Source organism: Escherichia sp. E13S3 (assembly GCF_004212325.1).
In the GTDB taxonomy this organism is placed as follows: domain Bacteria; phylum Pseudomonadota; class Gammaproteobacteria; order Enterobacterales; family Enterobacteriaceae; genus Escherichia.
Genome location: NZ_RHJR01000015.1, coordinates 245,599 through 263,633, shown reverse-complemented (window position 1 = coordinate 263,633; position 18,035 = coordinate 245,599). Strand labels below are relative to the sequence as shown.

14 protein-coding genes and 1 pseudogene are annotated in these 18,035 nt (G+C 52.2%); 10 read left to right on the top strand and 5 right to left on the bottom strand.

Features of this window, described 5'->3' with window-relative positions:
• Nucleotides 1-1,098, bottom strand: a pseudogene (locus D9597_RS15780) (autotransporter outer membrane beta-barrel domain-containing protein); the annotation flags it as partial.
• Between the two features lie 581 nt (nucleotides 1,099-1,679).
• Here D9597_RS15780 and yahO point away from each other — a divergent pair.
• Nucleotides 1,680-1,955: a DUF1471 family periplasmic protein YahO gene (gene yahO / locus D9597_RS15775; RefSeq protein ID WP_130206111.1), complete on the top strand. Its 276-nt coding sequence runs from the start codon at nucleotides 1,680-1,682 to the stop codon at nucleotides 1,953-1,955.
• Between the two features lie 110 nt (nucleotides 1,956-2,065).
• Here the strand turns inward: yahO and prpR are convergent, their stop codons facing one another.
• Nucleotides 2,066-3,652, bottom strand: a complete 1,587-nt coding sequence (prpR, locus tag D9597_RS15770; protein ID WP_130223323.1) for a propionate catabolism operon regulatory protein PrpR — start codon at nucleotides 3,650-3,652, stop codon at nucleotides 2,066-2,068.
• A 238-nt stretch (nucleotides 3,653-3,890) separates the two neighbouring features.
• Here prpR and prpB point away from each other — a divergent pair, with 238 nt between their 5' ends.
• The 6 genes from prpB (at nucleotide 3,891) to codA (ending at nucleotide 12,289) form a co-directional block, all read left to right on the top strand.
• Nucleotides 3,891-4,781, top strand: a complete 891-nt coding sequence (gene prpB / locus D9597_RS15765; RefSeq protein WP_000052185.1) for a methylisocitrate lyase — start codon at nucleotides 3,891-3,893, stop codon at nucleotides 4,779-4,781.
• A 160-nt stretch (nucleotides 4,782-4,941) separates the two neighbouring features.
• Nucleotides 4,942-6,111 carry a 2-methylcitrate synthase gene (gene prpC, locus D9597_RS15760; protein ID WP_130223321.1) on the top strand — a complete coding sequence of 390 codons (1,170 nt, stop codon included), beginning with the start codon at nucleotides 4,942-4,944 and terminating at the stop codon, nucleotides 6,109-6,111.
• A 33-nt stretch (nucleotides 6,112-6,144) separates the two neighbouring features.
• A complete protein-coding gene (gene prpD / locus D9597_RS15755; protein WP_001591604.1) occupies nucleotides 6,145-7,596 on the top strand; it encodes a 2-methylcitrate dehydratase in 1,452 nt (483 codons plus the stop codon).
• Nucleotides 7,597-7,635: 39 nt separating this feature from the next.
• Nucleotides 7,636-9,522, top strand: a complete 1,887-nt coding sequence (gene prpE, locus D9597_RS15750; RefSeq protein WP_000010274.1) for a propionate--CoA ligase — start codon at nucleotides 7,636-7,638, stop codon at nucleotides 9,520-9,522.
• A 234-nt stretch (nucleotides 9,523-9,756) separates the two neighbouring features.
• A complete protein-coding gene (codB, locus tag D9597_RS15745; RefSeq protein WP_130223319.1) occupies nucleotides 9,757-11,016 on the top strand; it encodes a cytosine permease in 1,260 nt (419 codons plus the stop codon).
• Entirely contained in the window at nucleotides 11,006-12,289 is a 1,284-nt protein-coding gene (gene codA / locus D9597_RS15740) for a cytosine/isoguanine deaminase (protein ID WP_001606903.1), read from the top strand. Before codB ends, codA begins: the two co-directional genes overlap by 11 nt.
• Nucleotides 12,290-12,609: 320 nt before the next feature.
• On the opposite strand, the gene cynR is transcribed toward codA, so the two are convergent.
• A complete protein-coding gene (gene cynR, locus D9597_RS15735) occupies nucleotides 12,610-13,509 on the bottom strand; it encodes a transcriptional regulator CynR (protein WP_130223331.1) in 900 nt (299 codons plus the stop codon).
• 109 nt (nucleotides 13,510-13,618) lie between these two features.
• Here cynR and cynT point away from each other — a divergent pair, with 109 nt between their 5' ends.
• Genes cynT through cynX form a run of 3 tightly spaced genes read left to right on the top strand, consistent with a single transcriptional unit; the run spans nucleotide 13,619 to nucleotide 15,967 of the window.
• Nucleotides 13,619-14,278: a carbonic anhydrase CynT gene (cynT, locus tag D9597_RS15730; RefSeq protein ID WP_130206123.1), complete on the top strand. Its 660-nt coding sequence runs from the start codon at nucleotides 13,619-13,621 to the stop codon at nucleotides 14,276-14,278.
• 31 nt (nucleotides 14,279-14,309) lie between these two features.
• On the top strand, nucleotides 14,310-14,780 hold the full coding sequence (gene cynS / locus D9597_RS15725; RefSeq protein WP_130223317.1) for a cyanase: 471 nt from the start codon (nucleotides 14,310-14,312) through the stop codon (nucleotides 14,778-14,780).
• A 5-nt stretch (nucleotides 14,781-14,785) separates the two neighbouring features.
• Nucleotides 14,786-15,967, top strand: a complete 1,182-nt coding sequence (gene cynX / locus D9597_RS15720; protein WP_130223315.1) for a cyanate transporter CynX — start codon at nucleotides 14,786-14,788, stop codon at nucleotides 15,965-15,967.
• A 102-nt stretch (nucleotides 15,968-16,069) separates the two neighbouring features.
• Here cynX and lacA read toward each other — a convergent pair whose 3' ends face one another.
• Both lacA and lacY read right to left on the bottom strand, forming a co-directional pair.
• Nucleotides 16,070-16,681, bottom strand: coding sequence for a galactoside O-acetyltransferase (gene lacA / locus D9597_RS15715; protein WP_130223313.1), 612 nt, complete (start codon nucleotides 16,679-16,681; stop codon nucleotides 16,070-16,072).
• A 65-nt stretch (nucleotides 16,682-16,746) separates the two neighbouring features.
• A complete protein-coding gene (gene lacY / locus D9597_RS15710; protein WP_130223311.1) occupies nucleotides 16,747-18,000 on the bottom strand; it encodes a lactose permease in 1,254 nt (417 codons plus the stop codon).
• Between the last annotated feature and the right edge of the window lie 35 nt (nucleotides 18,001-18,035).

The window sequence follows — 18,035 nt, the reverse complement described above, 5'->3', positions numbered from 1 at the left end:
ACTGTCGACAATATAATCGGAGTTTGGGCTGAAAGTATCAACCGTGCCAGCGCGCAGACTTCCGTTGCTAATATAAGTATTACCGGTATAGATATTCGAGCCGGATAATGTGGTTGTCCCGGAACCTACCTGGTTAACCTGGCCTTTACCGTCTATGTACGAGGTCAGAACAAAATCAGCGTTGGTGTGATTAAAGTTTAATATTGAAGTGGTTGACGCATTTGTCCCCCCTAAATAAATTCGGGGAGTATTAATTGAACCAGCAGGTTGCGCAGCCTCACCTTGCGCACCTCCAATATTTAATATTCCTGTTCCGTTAGAGGAGACACCAACCCAGATATATGAATTCGCATTGATTACACCATCGTTGCTGACAGTGAGAACTCCGGTAGTATCAGAAGTAGAAGATGTGTTATATCCGCCAATAAGTATATTTGGGGCATTCACTGTTGAATTTTTATCGGCAACCTGAACTTCTCCATAACTACTCTGGTTAGCTGACAGAGGAGAATGGGCGTCAACATACCCAATATTCAGTTGAGTCAGGGAATTGAGTGTACCGCCGTTAGTAACAGATACTTTCCCTGTTCCCTGATCGCCAACAATAGCAATGTTAGAGGTGACTGATGAGCTTTCCCCATCAATAACCAACGTCCCCCTGGCGTCACCATAAAACTCACCAACTCTTATTGATTGCAGGCCACTTATCTTACTACCTTCTAACACGTATAACGTACCGGAGCCTTCGTTAGTGCCTAAAAAAATATTGGAGGTAGGAGTGTCGAACTGCCAGTTGGTATGGTTTGTTAAAGTGACGGAGCCTTCAGCATTATTACCAATGCTGGCTGCTGAAGTGGTAAGTGAAAGATTATCAATGAGTAATGAACCATTAGAGTCTTCACCTACTTTCAATGAGTTAAAATGCTCCCATCCGGGATCGTAGCCTTCTGACGCAATGAGTTTTATCTCTTCATTATTATTAATGATAACATTACTATCTGAATTTGTAGGTGGGGTGATAGCCAAGGATACTGGCGTAAATAATATGGTAGAAATGGCTATCGCCCGTGTCGATAAGCTTTTTTTTGCTGATTTCATATCACTCACTTTTATCCTTAAAAATTAAATGGCAAGATGCTTTTTATTGCACTGTTTTTCTTCCTGAAGCCTTGTAAGGCACAAACATGCAAGTTACTAAATAAGAATATCTGTAATATTAGATGTAATAAATTTATTAAAGTGTTAGTTGTTCATTGCATTGATTGGTTTTAGTGGTTTGTAAGTGGAGTTAATGCGGTTTTTTTATGTCGTTTAGAAAAAATACATCTAATAATCCTAAACTGCATGTAAGTGAAATAAAGAAAAGGTATGGAAATCATATCAATATATAGTTGGTGGTTTGTTGTTCAGAAAAGTAATACGGCTCATGTGAATTTTATATTGGATTTTAGCGGAAGAAGGAATTTAAGATTTTTATGAAAATTAATTTAAGGAACACCTGCGATAATTGTAGTGAGCGTTATTAAACAACTGGGGGAATGTGGCTATCGTTGAGAAAAATACAAATATATTCTCTTTTCCTATAGATTTTTCCTAACCGCTGAACTACTTATTAATCAACCCTGATGATGACTGTTAGCTTCAGGGCATTGGCCAATCACACATTATGGAGTTCATCGATGAAAACTGGAACTAAGCTCTTAGTTGGTGCGTTAGCTTTTGTTGTCACAAATGTCTATGCCGCTGAATTGATGACCAAAGCGGAATTTGAAAAAGTTGAATCGCAATATGAAAAAATAGGTGATATTTCAACCAGTAATGAAATGTCGACCGCAGATGCAAAAGAAGACCTGATCAAAAAAGCGGATGAAAAAGGTGCGGATGTGTTGGTTCTGACCTCCGGTCAGACTGACAATAAGATCCACGGTACGGCAGATCTTTATAAGAAGAAGTAATTCTGAAGCTCATGTAAACAAGCCCGATGTGCACGTCTATCGGTGAACGCAATATATTGAAATTCATGTTTTTGTCGGCCGGATAAGGCGTTAACGCTGCATCCGGCAATTTAATTTTTTAGCCGCCGCCAGAACGTCGTCCGGCTGATGCCTAAATAATTCGCTGCTGCTGTTTTATCACCATTAAATTTGTCCAGTGCCTGTAGTGGTGTCAGCAAGGATGGGGCGGGAATTTTCGCCGACTCGCGCGCCAGTTCCGGCAGTAGCAGCTGCAAAAACTGCGGCGTTAAATCCGGCGTCGGTTCCACACTTAAAAACAGCGCCAGCCGCTCCATCATATTACGCAGTTCACGAATATTGCCCGGCCAGTCGTAGTGCAATAGCACGGTTTCGCTTGCCTGTAACCCCTGGCGTAACGCAGCAGAAAACGGGGCGGAGAGCGCCGCCAGAGACACTTTCAAAAAGCTCTCTGCCAGCGGCAGAATATCCGCCACCCGCTCACGCAGTGGCGGTAATTGCAGACGCAAAATACTCAGCCGATAAAACAGGTCACGGCGAAACTGCCCTTGCTGCATATCTTCTTCCAGATTGCAGTGAGTGGCGCTAATAACCCGTACATCCACCGGAACAGGCTGATGCCCGCCGACGCGGGTGACCTCTTTTTCTTCCAGCACTCGTAACAGGCGAGTCTGCAATGGCAGCGGCATTTCGCCTATCTCGTCAAGAAACAGCGTGCCGCCGTGGGCGATTTCAAACAGCCCGGCGCGTCCTCCGCGTCGCGAGCCGGTAAACGCCCCTTCCTCATAGCCAAACAGCTCCGCTTCCAGCAGCGATTCGGCAATCGCCCCACAGTTAACGGCAACAAACGGATGCGACTTTTTGCCCTGTCGCGCATCGTGGCGGGCAAAATATTCCCGATGAATCGCCTGGGCCGCCAGCTCTTTGCCCGTTCCCGTTTCCCCCTCAATCAACACCGCTGCACTGGAGCGGGCATAGAGCAAAATAGTCTGCCGTACTTGTTCCATCTGTGGTGATTGACCGAGCATATCGCCCAGCACGTAACGAGTACGCAGGGCGTTACGGGTGGCATCGTGAGTGTTATGGCGTAACGACATGCGCGTCATATCCAGCGCATCGCTGAACGCCTGGCGCACGGTGGCGGCGGAATAGATAAAAATTCCGGTCATTCCGGCTTCTTCTGCCAGATCGGTAATCAGCCCTGCGCCGACCACCGCTTCGGTGCCGTTAGCTTTTAGCTCGTTAATCTGCCCGCGCGCGTCTTCTTCCGTGATGTAGCTACGTTGATCGAGGCGCAAATTAAAGGTTTTTTGAAACGCCACCAGCGCCGGAATAGTTTCCTGATAAGTGACAACGCCGATAGAAGAGGTGAGCTTTCCGGCTTTTGCCAGTGCCTGTAACACATCGTAGCCGCTCGGTTTAATCAAAATAACTGGCACTGACAGGCGGCTTTTCAGGTACGCGCCGTTAGAGCCAGCAGCGATGATGGCGTCGCAGCGTTCGTTTGCCAGTTTCTTGCGGATGTAGGTCACCGCTTTTTCAAAGCCAAGCTGGATAGGGGTAATGTTCGCCAGGTGATCAAACTCGAGGCTGATATCGCGAAACAGCTCGAACAGGCGCGTCACCGATACCGTCCAGATAACCGGTTTGTCGTCATTCAGCCGTGGTGGATGTGCCATAGCGCACCGCAAAGTTAAGAAACCGAATATTGGGTTTAGTCTTGTTTCATAATTGTTGCAATGAAACGCGGTGAAACAGTGTCTGAAACGTTAACTGAAACGCATATTTGCGGATTACTTCATGACTTTATTGCTAACAAATTGAAATTAAAGATTTAATTTTATTCAGGCAATTGTGGCACACCCCTTGCTTTGTGTTTATCAACGAAAATAACAAGTTGATAACAAAGGATGGGATATGTCTCTACACTCTCCAGGTAAAGCGTTTCGCGCTGCACTAAGCAAAGAAACCCCGTTGCAAATTGTCGGCACCATCAACGCTAACCATGCGCTGCTGGCACAGCGTGCCGGATATCAGGCGATTTATCTCTCCGGTGGTGGCGTGGCGGCAGGTTCGCTGGGGCTGCCCGATCTCGGTATTTCTACCCTTGATGATGTGCTGACCGATATTCGTCGTATTACCGACGTTTGTTCGCTGCCGTTGCTGGTGGATGCAGACATCGGTTTTGGCTCTTCGGCTTTTAACGTCGCCCGCACCGTGAAATCGATGATTAAAGCCGGCGCGGCAGGATTGCATATTGAAGATCAGGTTGGTGCGAAACGCTGCGGCCATCGTCCGAACAAAGCGATCGTCTCGAAAGAGGAGATGGTGGATCGGATCCGCGCGGCGGTGGATGCGAAAACAGATCCTGATTTTGTGATCATGGCGCGCACTGATGCGCTGGCGGTAGAGGGGCTGGATGCGGCGATTGAGCGCGCGCAGGCCTACGTTGAAGCGGGTGCCGAGATGTTGTTCCCGGAGGCGATTACCGAACTCGCCATGTACCGCCAGTTTGCCGATGCGGTGCAGGTGCCGATCCTCGCCAACATTACCGAATTTGGTGCCACGCCGCTGTTTACCACCGACGAATTACGCAGCGCCCATGTTGCAATGGCGCTGTACCCACTTTCAGCGTTTCGCGCCATGAACCGCGCCGCTGAACATGTCTACAACGTCCTGCGTCAGGAAGGCACGCAGAAAAGCGTCATCGACACCATGCAGACCCGCAACGAGCTGTACGAAAGCATCAACTACTACCAGTACGAAGAGAAGCTCGACGACCTGTTTGCCCGTAACCAGGCGAAATAAAAAACGCCCGTTGATTGTATTCGACAACCGATGCCTGATGCGCCGCTGACGCGACTTATCAGGCCTACGAGGTGAACTGAACTGTAGGTCGGATAAGACGCATGGCGTCGCATCCGACAACAATCTCGACCCTACAAATGATAACAATGACGAGGACAACATGAGCGACACAACGATCCTGCAAAACAGTACCCATGTCATTAAACCGAAAAAATCTGTGGCACTTTCCGGCGTTCCGGCGGGCAATACGGCGCTCTGCACTGTGGGTAAAAGCGGCAACGACCTGCATTACCGTGGCTACGATATTCTTGATCTGGCGGAACATTGCGAATTTGAAGAAGTGGCGCACCTGCTGATCCACGGCAAACTGCCGACCCGTGACGAACTCGCCGCTTACAAAACAAAACTGAAAGCCCTGCGCGGTTTACCGGCTAACGTGCGTACCGTGCTGGAAGCCTTACCGGCGGCGTCACACCCGATGGATGTTATGCGCACCGGCGTTTCCGCGCTCGGCTGTACGCTGCCAGAAAAAGAGGGGCATACCGTCTCTGGCGCGCGGGATATTGCCGACAAACTGCTGGCGTCGCTTAGCTCGATTCTTCTCTACTGGTATCACTACAGCCACAACGGCGAACGCATCCAGCCGGAAACCGATGACGATTCCATCGGCGGTCACTTCCTGCATCTGCTGCACGGCGAAAAGCCGTCGCAAAGCTGGGAAAAGGCGATGCATATTTCGCTGGTGCTGTATGCCGAACATGAGTTTAACGCCTCCACCTTTACCAGCCGGGTGATTGCGGGCACTGGCTCTGATATGTACTCAGCCATTATTGGCGCGGTTGGCGCACTGCGCGGGCCGAAACACGGCGGGGCGAATGAAGTGTCGCTGGAGATCCAGCAACGCTACGAAACGCCGGACGAAGCCGAAGCAGATATCCGCAAGCGGGTGGAAAACAAAGAAGTGGTCATTGGTTTTGGTCATCCGGTTTATACCATCGCCGACCCGCGTCATCAGGTGATCAAACGCGTGGCGAAGCAGCTCTCGCAGGAAGGCGGCTCGCTGAAGATGTACAACATCGCCGATCGCCTGGAAACGGTGATGTGGGAGACGAAAAAGATGTTCCCCAATCTCGACTGGTTCTCCGCTGTTTCCTACAACATGATGGGCGTTCCCACCGAGATGTTCACACCACTGTTTGTTATCGCCCGCGTCACTGGCTGGGCGGCGCACATTATTGAACAACGTCAGGACAACAAAATTATCCGTCCTTCCGCCAATTATGTTGGACCGGAAGACCGCCAGTTTGTCGCGCTGGATAAGCGCCAGTAAACCTCTACGAATAACAATAAGGAAACGTACCCAATGTCAGCTCAAATCAACAACATCCGCCCGGAATTTGATCGTGAAATCGTTGATATCGTCGATTACGTGATGAACTACGAAATCAGCTCCAGAGTAGCCTACGACACCGCACATTACTGCCTGCTCGACACGCTCGGCTGCGGTCTGGAAGCTCTCGAATACCCGGCCTGTAAAAAACTGCTGGGGCCAATTGTTCCGGGCACCGTCGTACCCAACGGCGTGCGCGTCCCCGGAACTCAGTTCCAGCTCGACCCCGTCCAGGCGGCATTTAACATCGGCGCGATGATCCGCTGGCTCGATTTCAACGATACCTGGCTTGCGGCGGAGTGGGGCCATCCTTCCGACAACCTCGGCGGCATTCTGGCAACGGCGGACTGGCTTTCGCGCAACGCGGTCGCCAGCGGCAAAGCGCCGTTGACCATGAAACAAGTGCTGACCGGAATGATCAAAGCCCATGAAATTCAGGGCTGCATCGCGCTGGAAAACTCCTTTAACCGCGTCGGTCTCGACCACGTTCTGTTAGTGAAAGTGGCTTCCACCGCCGTGGTCGCCGAAATGCTCGGCCTGACCCGCGAGGAAATTCTCAACGCCGTTTCGCTGGCGTGGGTGGACGGTCAGTCGCTGCGCACCTATCGCCATGCGCCGAACACCGGCACGCGTAAATCCTGGGCGGCGGGCGATGCCACTTCCCGCGCGGTACGTCTGGCACTGATGGCGAAAACGGGCGAAATGGGTTACCCGTCAGCCCTGACTGCGCCAGTGTGGGGTTTCTACGACGTCTCCTTTAAAGGTGAGTCGTTCCGCTTCCAGCGTCCGTACGGTTCTTACGTGATGGAAAATGTGCTGTTCAAAATCTCCTTCCCGGCGGAGTTCCACTCCCAGACGGCAGTTGAAGCAGCGATGACGCTCTATGAACAGATGCAGGCAGCAGGCAAAACGGCGGCGGATATTGAAAAAGTGACCATTCGCACCCACGAAGCCTGTATTCGCATCATCGACAAAAAAGGGCCGCTCAATAACCCGGCAGACCGCGATCACTGCATTCAGTACATGGTGGCGATCCCGCTGCTATTCGGGCGCTTAACGGCGGCAGATTACGAGGACAACGTTGCGCAAGATAAACGCATTGACGCCCTGCGCGAGAAGATCAATTGCTTTGAAGATCCGGCATTTACCGCTGACTACCACGACCCGGAAAAACGCGCCATCGCCAATGCCATTACCCTTGAGTTCACCGACGGCACACGATTTGAAGAAGTGGTGGTGGAGTACCCAATTGGTCATGCTCGCCGCCGTCAGGATGGTATTCCGAAACTGGTCGATAAATTCAAAATCAATCTCGCGCGCCAGTTCCCGACTCGCCAACAGCAGCGCATTCTGGAGGTTTCTCTCGACAGAACTCGCCTGGAACAGATGCCGGTCAATGAGTATCTCGACCTGTACGTCATTTAAGCAAACAGCGGTAAGGCGTAAGTTCAACAGGAGAGCATTATGTCTTTTAGCGAATTTTATCAGCGTTCGATTAACGAACCGGAGCAGTTCTGGGCCGAGCAGGCCCGGCGTATTGACTGGCAGACGCCCTTTACGCAAACGCTCGATCACAGCAATCCGCCGTTTGCCCGTTGGTTTTGTGAGGGCCGAACCAACTTGTGCCACAACGCCATCGATCGCTGGCTGGAGAAACAGCCAGAGGCGCTGGCATTGATTGCCGTCTCTTCAGAAACAGAAGAAGAGCGCACCTTTACCTTTCGCCAGTTGCATGACGAAGTAAACGCGGTGGCGTCAATGCTGCGCTCGCTGGGTGTGCAGCGCGGCGATCGGGTGTTGGTGTATATGCCGATGATTGCCGAAGCGCATATTACTCTGCTGGCCTGCGCGCGCATTGGCGCTATTCATTCGGTGGTATTTGGTGGTTTTGCCTCGCACAGCGTGGCGGCGCGAATTGATGACGCCAAACCGGTGCTGATTGTCTCGGCAGATGCCGGAGCGCGCGGTGGCAAAATCATTCCCTATAAAAAATTGCTCGACGATGCGATAAGTCAGGCGCAGCACCAGCCGCGCCACGTTTTGCTGGTGGATCGCGGGCTGGCGAAAATGGCGCGCGTTAGCGGGCGGGATGTCGATTTCGCGTCGTTGCGCCATCAACACATCGGCGCGCGGGTGCCGGTGGCGTGGCTGGAATCCAACGAAACCTCCTGCATTCTCTACACCTCCGGCACGACCGGCAAACCTAAAGGCGTGCAGCGTGACGTCGGCGGTTATGCGGTGGCGCTGGCGACCTCGATGGACACCATTTTTGGCGGCAAAGCGGGCGGCGTGTTCTTTTGCGCGTCGGATATCGGCTGGGTGGTGGGACATTCGTATATCGTCTACGCGCCGCTGCTGGCGGGGATGGCGACCATTGTTTACGAAGGATTACCGACCTGGCCGGACTGCGGTGTGTGGTGGAAAATCGTCGAGAAATATCAGGTTAGCCGCATGTTCTCAGCGCCGACCGCCATTCGCGTGCTGAAAAAATTCCCTACCGCTGAAATTCGCAAACACGATCTCTCGTCGCTGGAAGTGCTCTATCTGGCTGGAGAACCGCTGGACGAGCCAACCGCCAGTTGGGTAAGCAATACGCTGGATGTGCCGGTCATCGACAACTACTGGCAGACCGAATCCGGCTGGCCGATTATGGCGATTGCTCGCGGTCTGGACGACAGGCCGACGCGTCTGGGAAGCCCCGGCGTGCCGATGTATGGCTATAACGTGCAGTTGCTTAATGAAGTCACCGGCGAACCGTGTGGCGTCAATGAGAAAGGGATGCTGGTGGTGGAAGGGCCATTGCCGCCGGGGTGTATTCAGACCATCTGGGGCGATGACGACCGCTTTGTGAAGACGTACTGGTCGTTGTTTTCCCGTCCGGTGTACGCCACTTTTGACTGGGGCATCCGCGATGCTGACGGTTATCACTTTATTCTCGGCCGCACTGACGATGTGATTAACGTTGCCGGACATCGGCTGGGTACGCGTGAGATTGAAGAGAGTATCTCCAGTCATCCGGGCGTTGCCGAAGTGGCGGTGGTTGGGGTGAAAGATGCGCTGAAAGGGCAGGTGGCGGTGGCGTTTGTCATTCCGAAAGAGAGCGACAGTCTGGAAGATCGTGAGGTGGCGCACTCGCAAGAGAAGGCGATTATGGCGCTGGTGGACAGCCAGATTGGCAACTTTGGCCGCCCGGCGCACGTCTGGTTTGTCTCGCAATTGCCAAAAACGCGATCCGGAAAAATGCTGCGCCGCACGATCCAGGCGATTTGTGAAGGACGCGATCCAGGGGATCTGACGACCATTGATGATCCGGCGTCGTTGGATCAGATCCGCCAGGCGATGGAAGAGTAAGGTATTGCCGGATGCGTCGTGCGCCGCATCCGACACCGTGCGCAGATGCCTGATGCGACGCTGACGCGTCTTATTATGCCTACCCACTGTTTTTACACCGATAATTTTTCCCCCACCTTTTTGCACTCATTCATATTAAAAATACATTTCCCCGCGAAAACGATTGCTTTTTATCTTCAGATGAATAGAATGCGGCGGATTTTTTGGGTTTCAAACAGCAAACGGAGGAATTTCGTGTCGCAAGATAACAACTTTAGCCAGGGGCCAGTCCCGCAGTCGGCGCGGAAAGGGGTATTGGCATTGACGTTCGTCATGCTGGGATTAACCTTCTTTTCCGCCAGTATGTGGACCGGCGGCACTCTCGGAACCGGTCTTAGCTATCATGATTTCTTCCTCGCAGTCCTCATCGGTAATCTTCTCCTCGGTATTTACACTTCATTTCTTGGTTACATTGGCGCAAAAACCGGCCTGACCACTCATCTTCTTGCTCGTTTCTCGTTTGGTGTTAAAGGCTCATGGCTGCCTTCACTGCTGCTGGGAGGCACCCAGGTTGGCTGGTTTGGCGTTGGCGTGGCGATGTTTGCTATTCCGGTGGGCAAGGCAACCGGGCTGGATATTAATTTGCTGATTGCCGTCTCCGGTTTACTGATGACCGTCACCGTCTTCTTTGGCATTTCGGCGCTGACGGTTCTTTCGGTGATTGCGGTTCCGGCTATCGCCTGCCTTGGCGGTTATTCCGTGTGGCTGGCCGTTAACGGCATGGGCGGCCTGGACGCATTAAAAGTGGTCGTTCCCGCACAACCGTTAGATTTCAATGTCGCGCTGGCGCTGGTTGTGGGGTCATTTATCAGCGCGGGTACGCTCACCGCTGACTTTGTCCGGTTTGGTCGCAATGCCAAACTGGCGGTGCTGGTGGCGATGGTGGCCTTTTTCCTCGGCAACTCGTTGATGTTTATTTTCGGTGCAGCGGGCGCTGCGGCACTGGGGATGGCAGATATCTCTGATGTGATGATTGCTCAGGGCCTGCTGCTGCCTGCGATTGTGGTGCTGGGGCTGAATATCTGGACCACCAACGATAACGCGCTCTATGCGTCGGGTTTAGGTTTCGCCAACATTACCGGTATGTCGAGCAAAACCCTTTCGGTGATTAACGGTATTATCGGTACGGTCTGCGCACTATGGCTGTATAACAATTTTGTCGGCTGGCTGACCTTCCTTTCGGCAGCTATTCCTCCGGTGGGCGGCGTGATTATCGCCGACTATCTGATGAACCGTCGCCGCTATGAGCACTTTGCGACCACGCGTATGATGAGTGTCAATTGGGTGGCGATTCTGGCTGTCGCGCTGGGGATTGCCGCAGGCCACTGGTTACCGGGTATTGTTCCGGTCAACGCGGTATTAGGTGGCGCGCTGAGCTATCTGATCCTTAACCCGATTTTGAATCGTAAAACGACAGCTGCAATGACGCATGTGGAGGCTAACAGTGTCGAATAACGCTTTACAAACAATTATTAACGCCCGGTTACCCGGCAAAGAAGGGCTGTGGCAGATTCATTTTCACGACGGAAAAATCAGCGCCATTGATGCGCAATCCGGCGTGATGCCCGTAACTGAAAACAGCCTGGATGCCGAACAAGGTTTAGTTTTACCGCCGTTTGTGGAGCCGCATATTCACCTGGACACCACGCAAACCGCCGGACAACCGAACTGGAATCAGTCCGGCACGCTGTTTGAAGGCATTGAACGCTGGGCCGAGCGCAAAGCGTTATTAACCCATGACGATGTGAAACAACGCGCATGGCAAACGCTGAAATGGCAGATTGCCAACGGCATTCAGCATGTGCGTACCCATGTCGATGTTTCGGATGCAACCCTGACTGCGCTGAAAGCAATGCTGGAAGTGAAGCAGGAAGTCGCGCCGTGGATTGATCTGCAAATCGTCGCTTTCCCGCAGGAAGGGATTTTGTCGTATCCCAACGGTGAAGCGTTGCTGGAAGAGGCGCTACGCTTAGGGGCAGACGTTGTTGGGGCGATTCCGCATTTTGAATTTACCCGTGAATACGGCGTGGAGTCGCTGCATAAAACCTTCGCCCTGGCGCAAAAATACGACCGTCTCATCGACGTTCACTGTGATGAGATCGATGATGAACAGTCACGCTTTGTCGAAACCGTTGCTGCCCTGGCGCACCGTGAAGGCATGGGTGCGCGAGTCACCGCCAGCCACACCACGGCAATGCACTCCTATAACGGGGCGTATACCTCACGCCTGTTCCGCTTGCTGAAAATGTCCGGTATTAACTTTGTCGCCAACCCGTTGGTCAATATTCATCTGCAAGGACGTTTCGATACGTATCCAAAACGTCGCGGCATCACGCGCGTTAAAGAGATGCTGGAGTCCGGCATTAACGTCTGCTTTGGTCACGATGATGTCTTCGATCCGTGGTATCCGCTGGGAACGGCGAATATGCTGCAAGTGCTGCATATGGGGCTGCATGTTTGCCAGCTGATGGGCTACGGGCAGATTAACGATGGCCTGAATTTAATCACCCACCACAGCGCCAGGACGTTGAATTTGCAGGATTACGGCATTGCCGCCGGAAACAGCGCCAACCTGATTATCCTGCCGGCTGAAAATGGGTTTGATGCGCTGCGCCGTCAGGTTCCGGTACGTTATTCGGTACGTGGCGGTAAAGTGATTGCCAGCACACAACCAGCACAAACAACGGTGTATCTGGAGCAGCCAGAAGCCATCGATTACAAACGGTAATCGGCTGGGTTACAGCACGCGTAGTTCACGCCGGATGCGGCGTGAACGCCTTATCCGGCCTACGTAGAGCACTGAACTCGTAGGCCTGATAAGCGTAGCGCATCAGGCAATTCCAGCCGCTGACCTGTGTCAGTGGCTACCGTAATTCATTCCCGCCAACATCCGCGTATTCTTCCAACGCCATGTGCAAAAATGCCTTCGCGGCGGCTGTCTGCCAGCTGTAGTTTATGCCGGATGCGGCGTGAACGCCTTGCACGGAACTCGTAGGCCTGATAAGCGTAGCGCATCAGGCAATTCCAGCCGCTGATCTGTGTCAGTGGCTACCGAGATTCATTCTCGCCAACAACCGCACATTCCTCCAACGCCATGTGCAAAAATGCCTTCGCAGCGGCTGTCTGCCAGCTATTTTTCCGCCGCAACAAAACCGCCGTTCTCTCCAGTAGTGGCGGGGCAAGAGAAATCGCTTTAAGCCCATCATGTTGTGTGGCAATCGCCGCAGGCAGCAAGGTGGAAAGAGAAGTGCGGCGAATCAGCTCCAGAACCGCGCTAATTGAGTTCGCCTCAATGACCACCTGTGGATGTAGCCCCGCTTTCTCGCAGTAGTGGTCAATTTGCTCTCTGGTGGCAAATTCCGCGCTGAGCAGGACCAGTTTTTCATCATGCAAGCGACTCAATGCCACCTGTTCCTGGTCAGCCAGCGGATGATGTTTCGCCACCACCAACGCTAAACTTTCTGTCAGTAAAGGAATTGCCTCCAGCTCCGGCGAATGCACAGGCGCGAAGGCAATCCCAACGTCCAGCTCGTCGCGACAAAGCATATCTTCGATTTTCTCCTGCGACATTTCCTGTAGCTGGAGCGTGATGCCGGGGTAGCGCGCATAGAAATCCGCCACTAAAGGGCCGATAAAGTAGCTCGTAAAGGTGGGGGTGACGGCGATACGCAGCGATCCTCGCGTCAGATCGGCAACATCATGAATCGCCCGTTTACCCGCCCCCAGTTCCTGTAACGCCCGGCTGGCGTACTGTCGCCAGACTTCCCCCGCATCAGTAAGACGAATCGTTCGCCCGCTACGGTCAAACAGCGGCACGCCTAAACTCTCCTCTAACTGGCGAATCTGCTGGGAAAGCGCAGGCTGGGAGACGTGCAACGCACTGGCTGCACGGGTGAAGCTGCCATGTTCAGCCACGGCAAGAAAGTAATTGATATGTCGAGAGAGCATTCGCCAACCTATAAGTAAATCCAATAGAACTCATCATAAATGAGTCTTTTACCTTATGACAATCGGCGAGTAGTCTGCCTCTCATTCCAGAGACAGACAGAGGTTAACGGTGAAAGAGATTATTGATGGATTCCTTAAATTCCAGCGCGAGGCATTTCCTGAGCGGGAAGCCTTGTTTAAACAGCTGGCGACACAGCAAAGCCCGCGCACACTTTTTATCTCCTGCTCCGACAGCCGTCTGGTCCCTGAGCTGGTGACGCAACGTGAGCCTGGCGATCTGTTCGTTATTCGCAACGCAGGCAATATCGTCCCTTCCTACGGGCCGGAACCCGGTGGCGTTTCTGCTTCGGTGGAGTATGCCGTCGCTGCGCTTCGGGTCTCTGACATTGTGATTTGCGGTCATTCCAACTGTGGCGCGATGACCGCCATTGCCAGCTGTCAGTGCATGGACCATATGCCTGCCGTCTCCCACTGGCTGCGTTATGCCGATTCAGCCCGCGTCGTTAATGAGGCGCGCCCGCATCCCGATTTACCGTCAAAAGCTGCGGCGATGGTACGTGAAAACGTCATTGCTCAGTTGGCTAATTTGCAAACTCATCCATCGGTACGCCTGGCGCTCGAAGAGGGGCGGATCGCCCTGCACGGCTGGGTCTACGACATTGAAAGCGGCAGCATCGCAGCTTTTGACGGCGCAACCCGCCAGTTTGTGCCACTGGCAGCGAATCCTCGCGTTTGTGCCATACCGCTACGCCAGCCAACCGCAGCGTAACTTTTTTTATTAATCCATCAGGAGATCCACCATGATTCAGTCGCAAATTAACCGCAATATTCGTCTTGATCTTGCCGATGCCATTTTGCTCAGCAAAGCTAAAAAAGATCTCTCATTTGCCGAGATTGCCGACGGCACCGGTCTGGCAGAAGCCTTCGTGACCGCTGCTTTGCTGGGTCAGCAGGCGCTTCCTGCCGACGCCGCCCGCCAGGTCGGGGCGAAACTGGATCTCGACGAAGACGCCATTTTGTTATTACAAACTGTGCCACTGCGTGGCTGCATTGATGACCGTATTCCAACCGACCCAACGATGTATCGTTTCTATGAAATGTTGCAGGTGTACGGCACAACCCTGAAAGCGTTGGTTCATGAGAAGTTTGGCGATGGCATTATCAGCGCGATTAACTTCAAACTCGACGTTAAGAAAGTGGCGGACCCGGAAGGTGGCGAACGTGCGGTCATCACCTTAGATGGTAAATATCTGCCGACCAAACCGTTCTGACAGCCATGCGTAACCATCAAAAGACGTTCACGATGCTGCTGGTTCTGGTGCTGATTGGTCTTAATATGCGACCACTGCTCACCTCCGTCGGGCCACTGCTACCGCAATTGCGCCAGGCAAGCGGAATGAGCTTTAGCGTGGCTGCCCTGTTGACGGCTCTGCCGGTGGTCACCATGGGCGGGCTGGCGCTGGCCGGAAGCTGGCTTCATCAGCATGTCAGCGAACGTCGCAGCGTCGCCATCAGCCTGTTGCTGATTGCCGTCGGTGCATTGATGCGTGAGCTTTACCCCCAAAGTGCGCTGCTGCTTAGCAGCGCACTGCTTGGTGGGGTGGGGATCGGCATCATTCAGGCGGTGATGCCTTCGGTGATTAAACGGCGGTTTCAGCAGCGCACGCCACTGGTGATGGGGCTGTGGTCCGCAGCACTAATGGGCGGTGGGGGACTTGGCGCCGCCGTGACGCCCTGGTTAGTTCAACATAGCGAAACCTGGTATAAAACACTCGCCTGGTGGGCGCTGCCTGCCGTTGTTGCGCTCTTTGCCTGGTGGTGGCAAAGCACCCGCGAGGGCGCCTCTTCCCACAAGACAACAACCACTCCGGTTCGCGTGGTTTTCACTCCTCGCGCGTGGACGCTGGGTGTTTACTTCGGTCTGATTAACGGTGGTTACGCCAGCCTGATTGCCTGGTTACCCGCTTTCTATATTGAGATTGGTGCCAGCGCGCAGTACAGCGGTTCCTTGCTGGCGTTGATGACGCTTGGGCAAGCCGCAGGAGCATTGCTAATGCCTGCTATGGCTCGCCATCAGGACCGACGCAAACTGTTAATGCTGGCGCTGGTGTTACAACTGGTGGGTTTCTGCGGCTTTATCTGGCTGCCGCTGCAATTGCCGGTATTGTGGGCGATGGTGTGTGGTTTAGGTCTGGGCGGCGCGTTTCCGCTCTGTTTGCTGCTGGCGCTCGATCACTCTGCGCAACCGACTATTGCTGGCAAGTTAGTGGCGTTTATGCAGGGGATTGGTTTTGTCATTGCCGGGCTTGCCCCCTGGTTTTCTGGCGTGCTGCGTAGTATCAGTGGCAATTACCTAATGGACTGGGCGTTTCATGCGCTATGCGTCGTTGGGCTGATGATCATAACCCTGCGCTTTGCACCAGCACGTTTTCCGCAGCTGTGGGTCAAAGAGGCATGATGAGACGCTTGTTCCTGCGCTTTGTTCATGCCGGATGCGGCCTACGTAGATCACTGAATTTGTAGGCCTGATAAGCGAAGCGCATCAGGCAATTTTTATAATTTAAACTGACGATTCAACTTTGTAATCTTTGTAATAATATTGCTTATCCTGGTCGTTTATTTCGCGAATAACCCGACAAGGAACGCCAGCAGCCACGACGTTTGGTGGAATGTCTTTTGTGACGACACTACCCGCGCCAATAACAGAATTATCCCCGATGGTGACGCCTGGATTAATGACCACATGACTCCCGATCCAGACATTATTGCCAATCGTTATCGGAAAAGAGTACATCTCTCCGTTTTTTCTCAATTTATGGTGTACAGGGTGTCCCGTAACGGAAAGAGTAACGTTGGGTGCAATCAGTACGTTATCACCGATTGTTACCGTGTAGTCATCGACAATGGTTAAATTGAAATTTGCGTAAAAATTGCGGCCTATATGGATGTTGGAACCGTAAGAGAAATAGACAGGTGGTTCTATCCAGGCATTTTCCCCTACTGTGGCAAACATTTCTTTAATCAGGCTTTCCCTTTTTTCAACTTCTGATGGATGCGAGTGATTAAACTCATACATTAACGTTTTCCCACGAAGTCTTTTTTCAGGTAAGCCTTCGCACATATCGGTAAATAGCTTGCCTGCTTTTATTCTTTCGGTCATTGGCATGTTCATTGCGATCATTCCGTCCTGATACGTTGGTCGGATAAGGCGCTCGCGCCCCATCCGACATTAATTGCTTAAGCGACTTCATTCACCTGGCGACGCAGCAGGGAAAGCGGGCCGGGGCCGCTAAGTGTGAACACGGAAATCAAGGTGAAGCCCAGTGCCACCAGACCCAGCACCAGATAAGCGCCCTGGAAACCGATGCTTTCATACATATTGCCCGCCAGTACAGACATAAAAATCATCGCCAGTTGCTTAAAGAAGCAGAAACAGACCAGATAAATCGTCGCTGAAAAACGCACTTCAAACTGGCTGGTAATATATTTAAAGCAGCCCACCAGCAGGAACGGTACTTCAAACATATGCAGCGTCTTCAGAATAACCACTTCCAGCGCCGAGGTGGCGAACGATGAGCCAATAATACGTACAGACATAATAGTGCCAGCCAGCAGCAGGGCGTTTTTCCCACCGATGCGATTAATAATCAGCGGCGCAAAGAACATAATCGAGGCGTTAAGTAATTCGCCCATTGTCGTTACGTAGCCAAATACCCGCGTACCCTGTTCACTGGAGGTAAAAAACGAAGTAAAGAAATTAGCAAACTGTTGGTCAAAAACATCGTAGGTACAGGAAACGCCAATAACATAGAGCGACAAAAACCACAGTTTGGGCTGTCTGAACAATTCCAGCGCCAGCTTAAGGCTAAAAGCCGAATGGTTGGCGCCTACGGCATTGGCAACCGTGGCGGAAGAAGGGGCATCCGTTCTGGCAAAAAAGAGCAAAACGGCGAGGATGAGCGCACAGCCAGAACCCAGCCAGAAAACAAACTGGTTATTGATGGTGAACATGATGCCGACAATCGAGGCACACAGCGCCCAGCCAACACAGCCAAACATCCGCGCGCGACCAAATTCGAAATTACTGCGACGGCTGACTTTCTCGATAAATGCCTCTACTGCTGGCGCACCGGCGTTAAAACAAAAGCCAAGATAAATACCACCAACAATCGATCCTACTAAAATGTTGTATTGTAACAGTGGCCCGAAGATAAAAATAAAGAACGGCGCAAACATCACTAACATGCCGGTAATAATCCACAGCAGGTATTTACGCAGCCCGAGTTTGTCAGAAAGCAGACCAAACAGCGGTTGGAATAATAGCGAGAACAGAGAAATAGCGGCAAAAATAATACCCGTATCACTTTTGCTGATATGGTTGATGTCATGTAGCCAAATCGGGAAAAACGGGAAGTAGGCTCCCATGATAAAAAAGTAAAAGAAAAAGAATAAGCCGAACATCCAAAAGTTTGTGTTTTTTAAATAGAACATAATGGATTTCCTTACGCGAAATACGGGCAGGCATA

What these genes read in the sequence shown, in the direction of transcription:
- yahO (WP_130206111.1), top strand. Translation starts at nt 1,680, where the DNA reads ATGAAAACTGGAACTAAGCTCTTAGTTGGTGCGTTAGCTTTTGTTGTC.
- prpR (WP_130223323.1), bottom strand. Translation starts at nt 3,652, where the DNA reads ATGGCACATCCACCACGGCTGAATGACGACAAACCGGTTATCTGGACG.
- prpB (WP_000052185.1), top strand. Translation starts at nt 3,891, where the DNA reads ATGTCTCTACACTCTCCAGGTAAAGCGTTTCGCGCTGCACTAAGCAAA.
- prpC (WP_130223321.1), top strand. Translation starts at nt 4,942, where the DNA reads ATGAGCGACACAACGATCCTGCAAAACAGTACCCATGTCATTAAACCG.
- prpD (WP_001591604.1), top strand. Translation starts at nt 6,145, where the DNA reads ATGTCAGCTCAAATCAACAACATCCGCCCGGAATTTGATCGTGAAATC.
- prpE (WP_000010274.1), top strand. Translation starts at nt 7,636, where the DNA reads ATGTCTTTTAGCGAATTTTATCAGCGTTCGATTAACGAACCGGAGCAG.
- cynR (WP_130223331.1), bottom strand. Translation starts at nt 13,509, where the DNA reads ATGCTCTCTCGACATATCAATTACTTTCTTGCCGTGGCTGAACATGGC.
- cynS (WP_130223317.1), top strand. Translation starts at nt 14,310, where the DNA reads ATGATTCAGTCGCAAATTAACCGCAATATTCGTCTTGATCTTGCCGAT.
- cynX (WP_130223315.1), top strand. Translation starts at nt 14,786, where the DNA reads ATGCGTAACCATCAAAAGACGTTCACGATGCTGCTGGTTCTGGTGCTG.
- lacA (WP_130223313.1), bottom strand. Translation starts at nt 16,681, where the DNA reads ATGAACATGCCAATGACCGAAAGAATAAAAGCAGGCAAGCTATTTACC.
- lacY (WP_130223311.1), bottom strand. Translation starts at nt 18,000, where the DNA reads ATGTTCTATTTAAAAAACACAAACTTTTGGATGTTCGGCTTATTCTTT.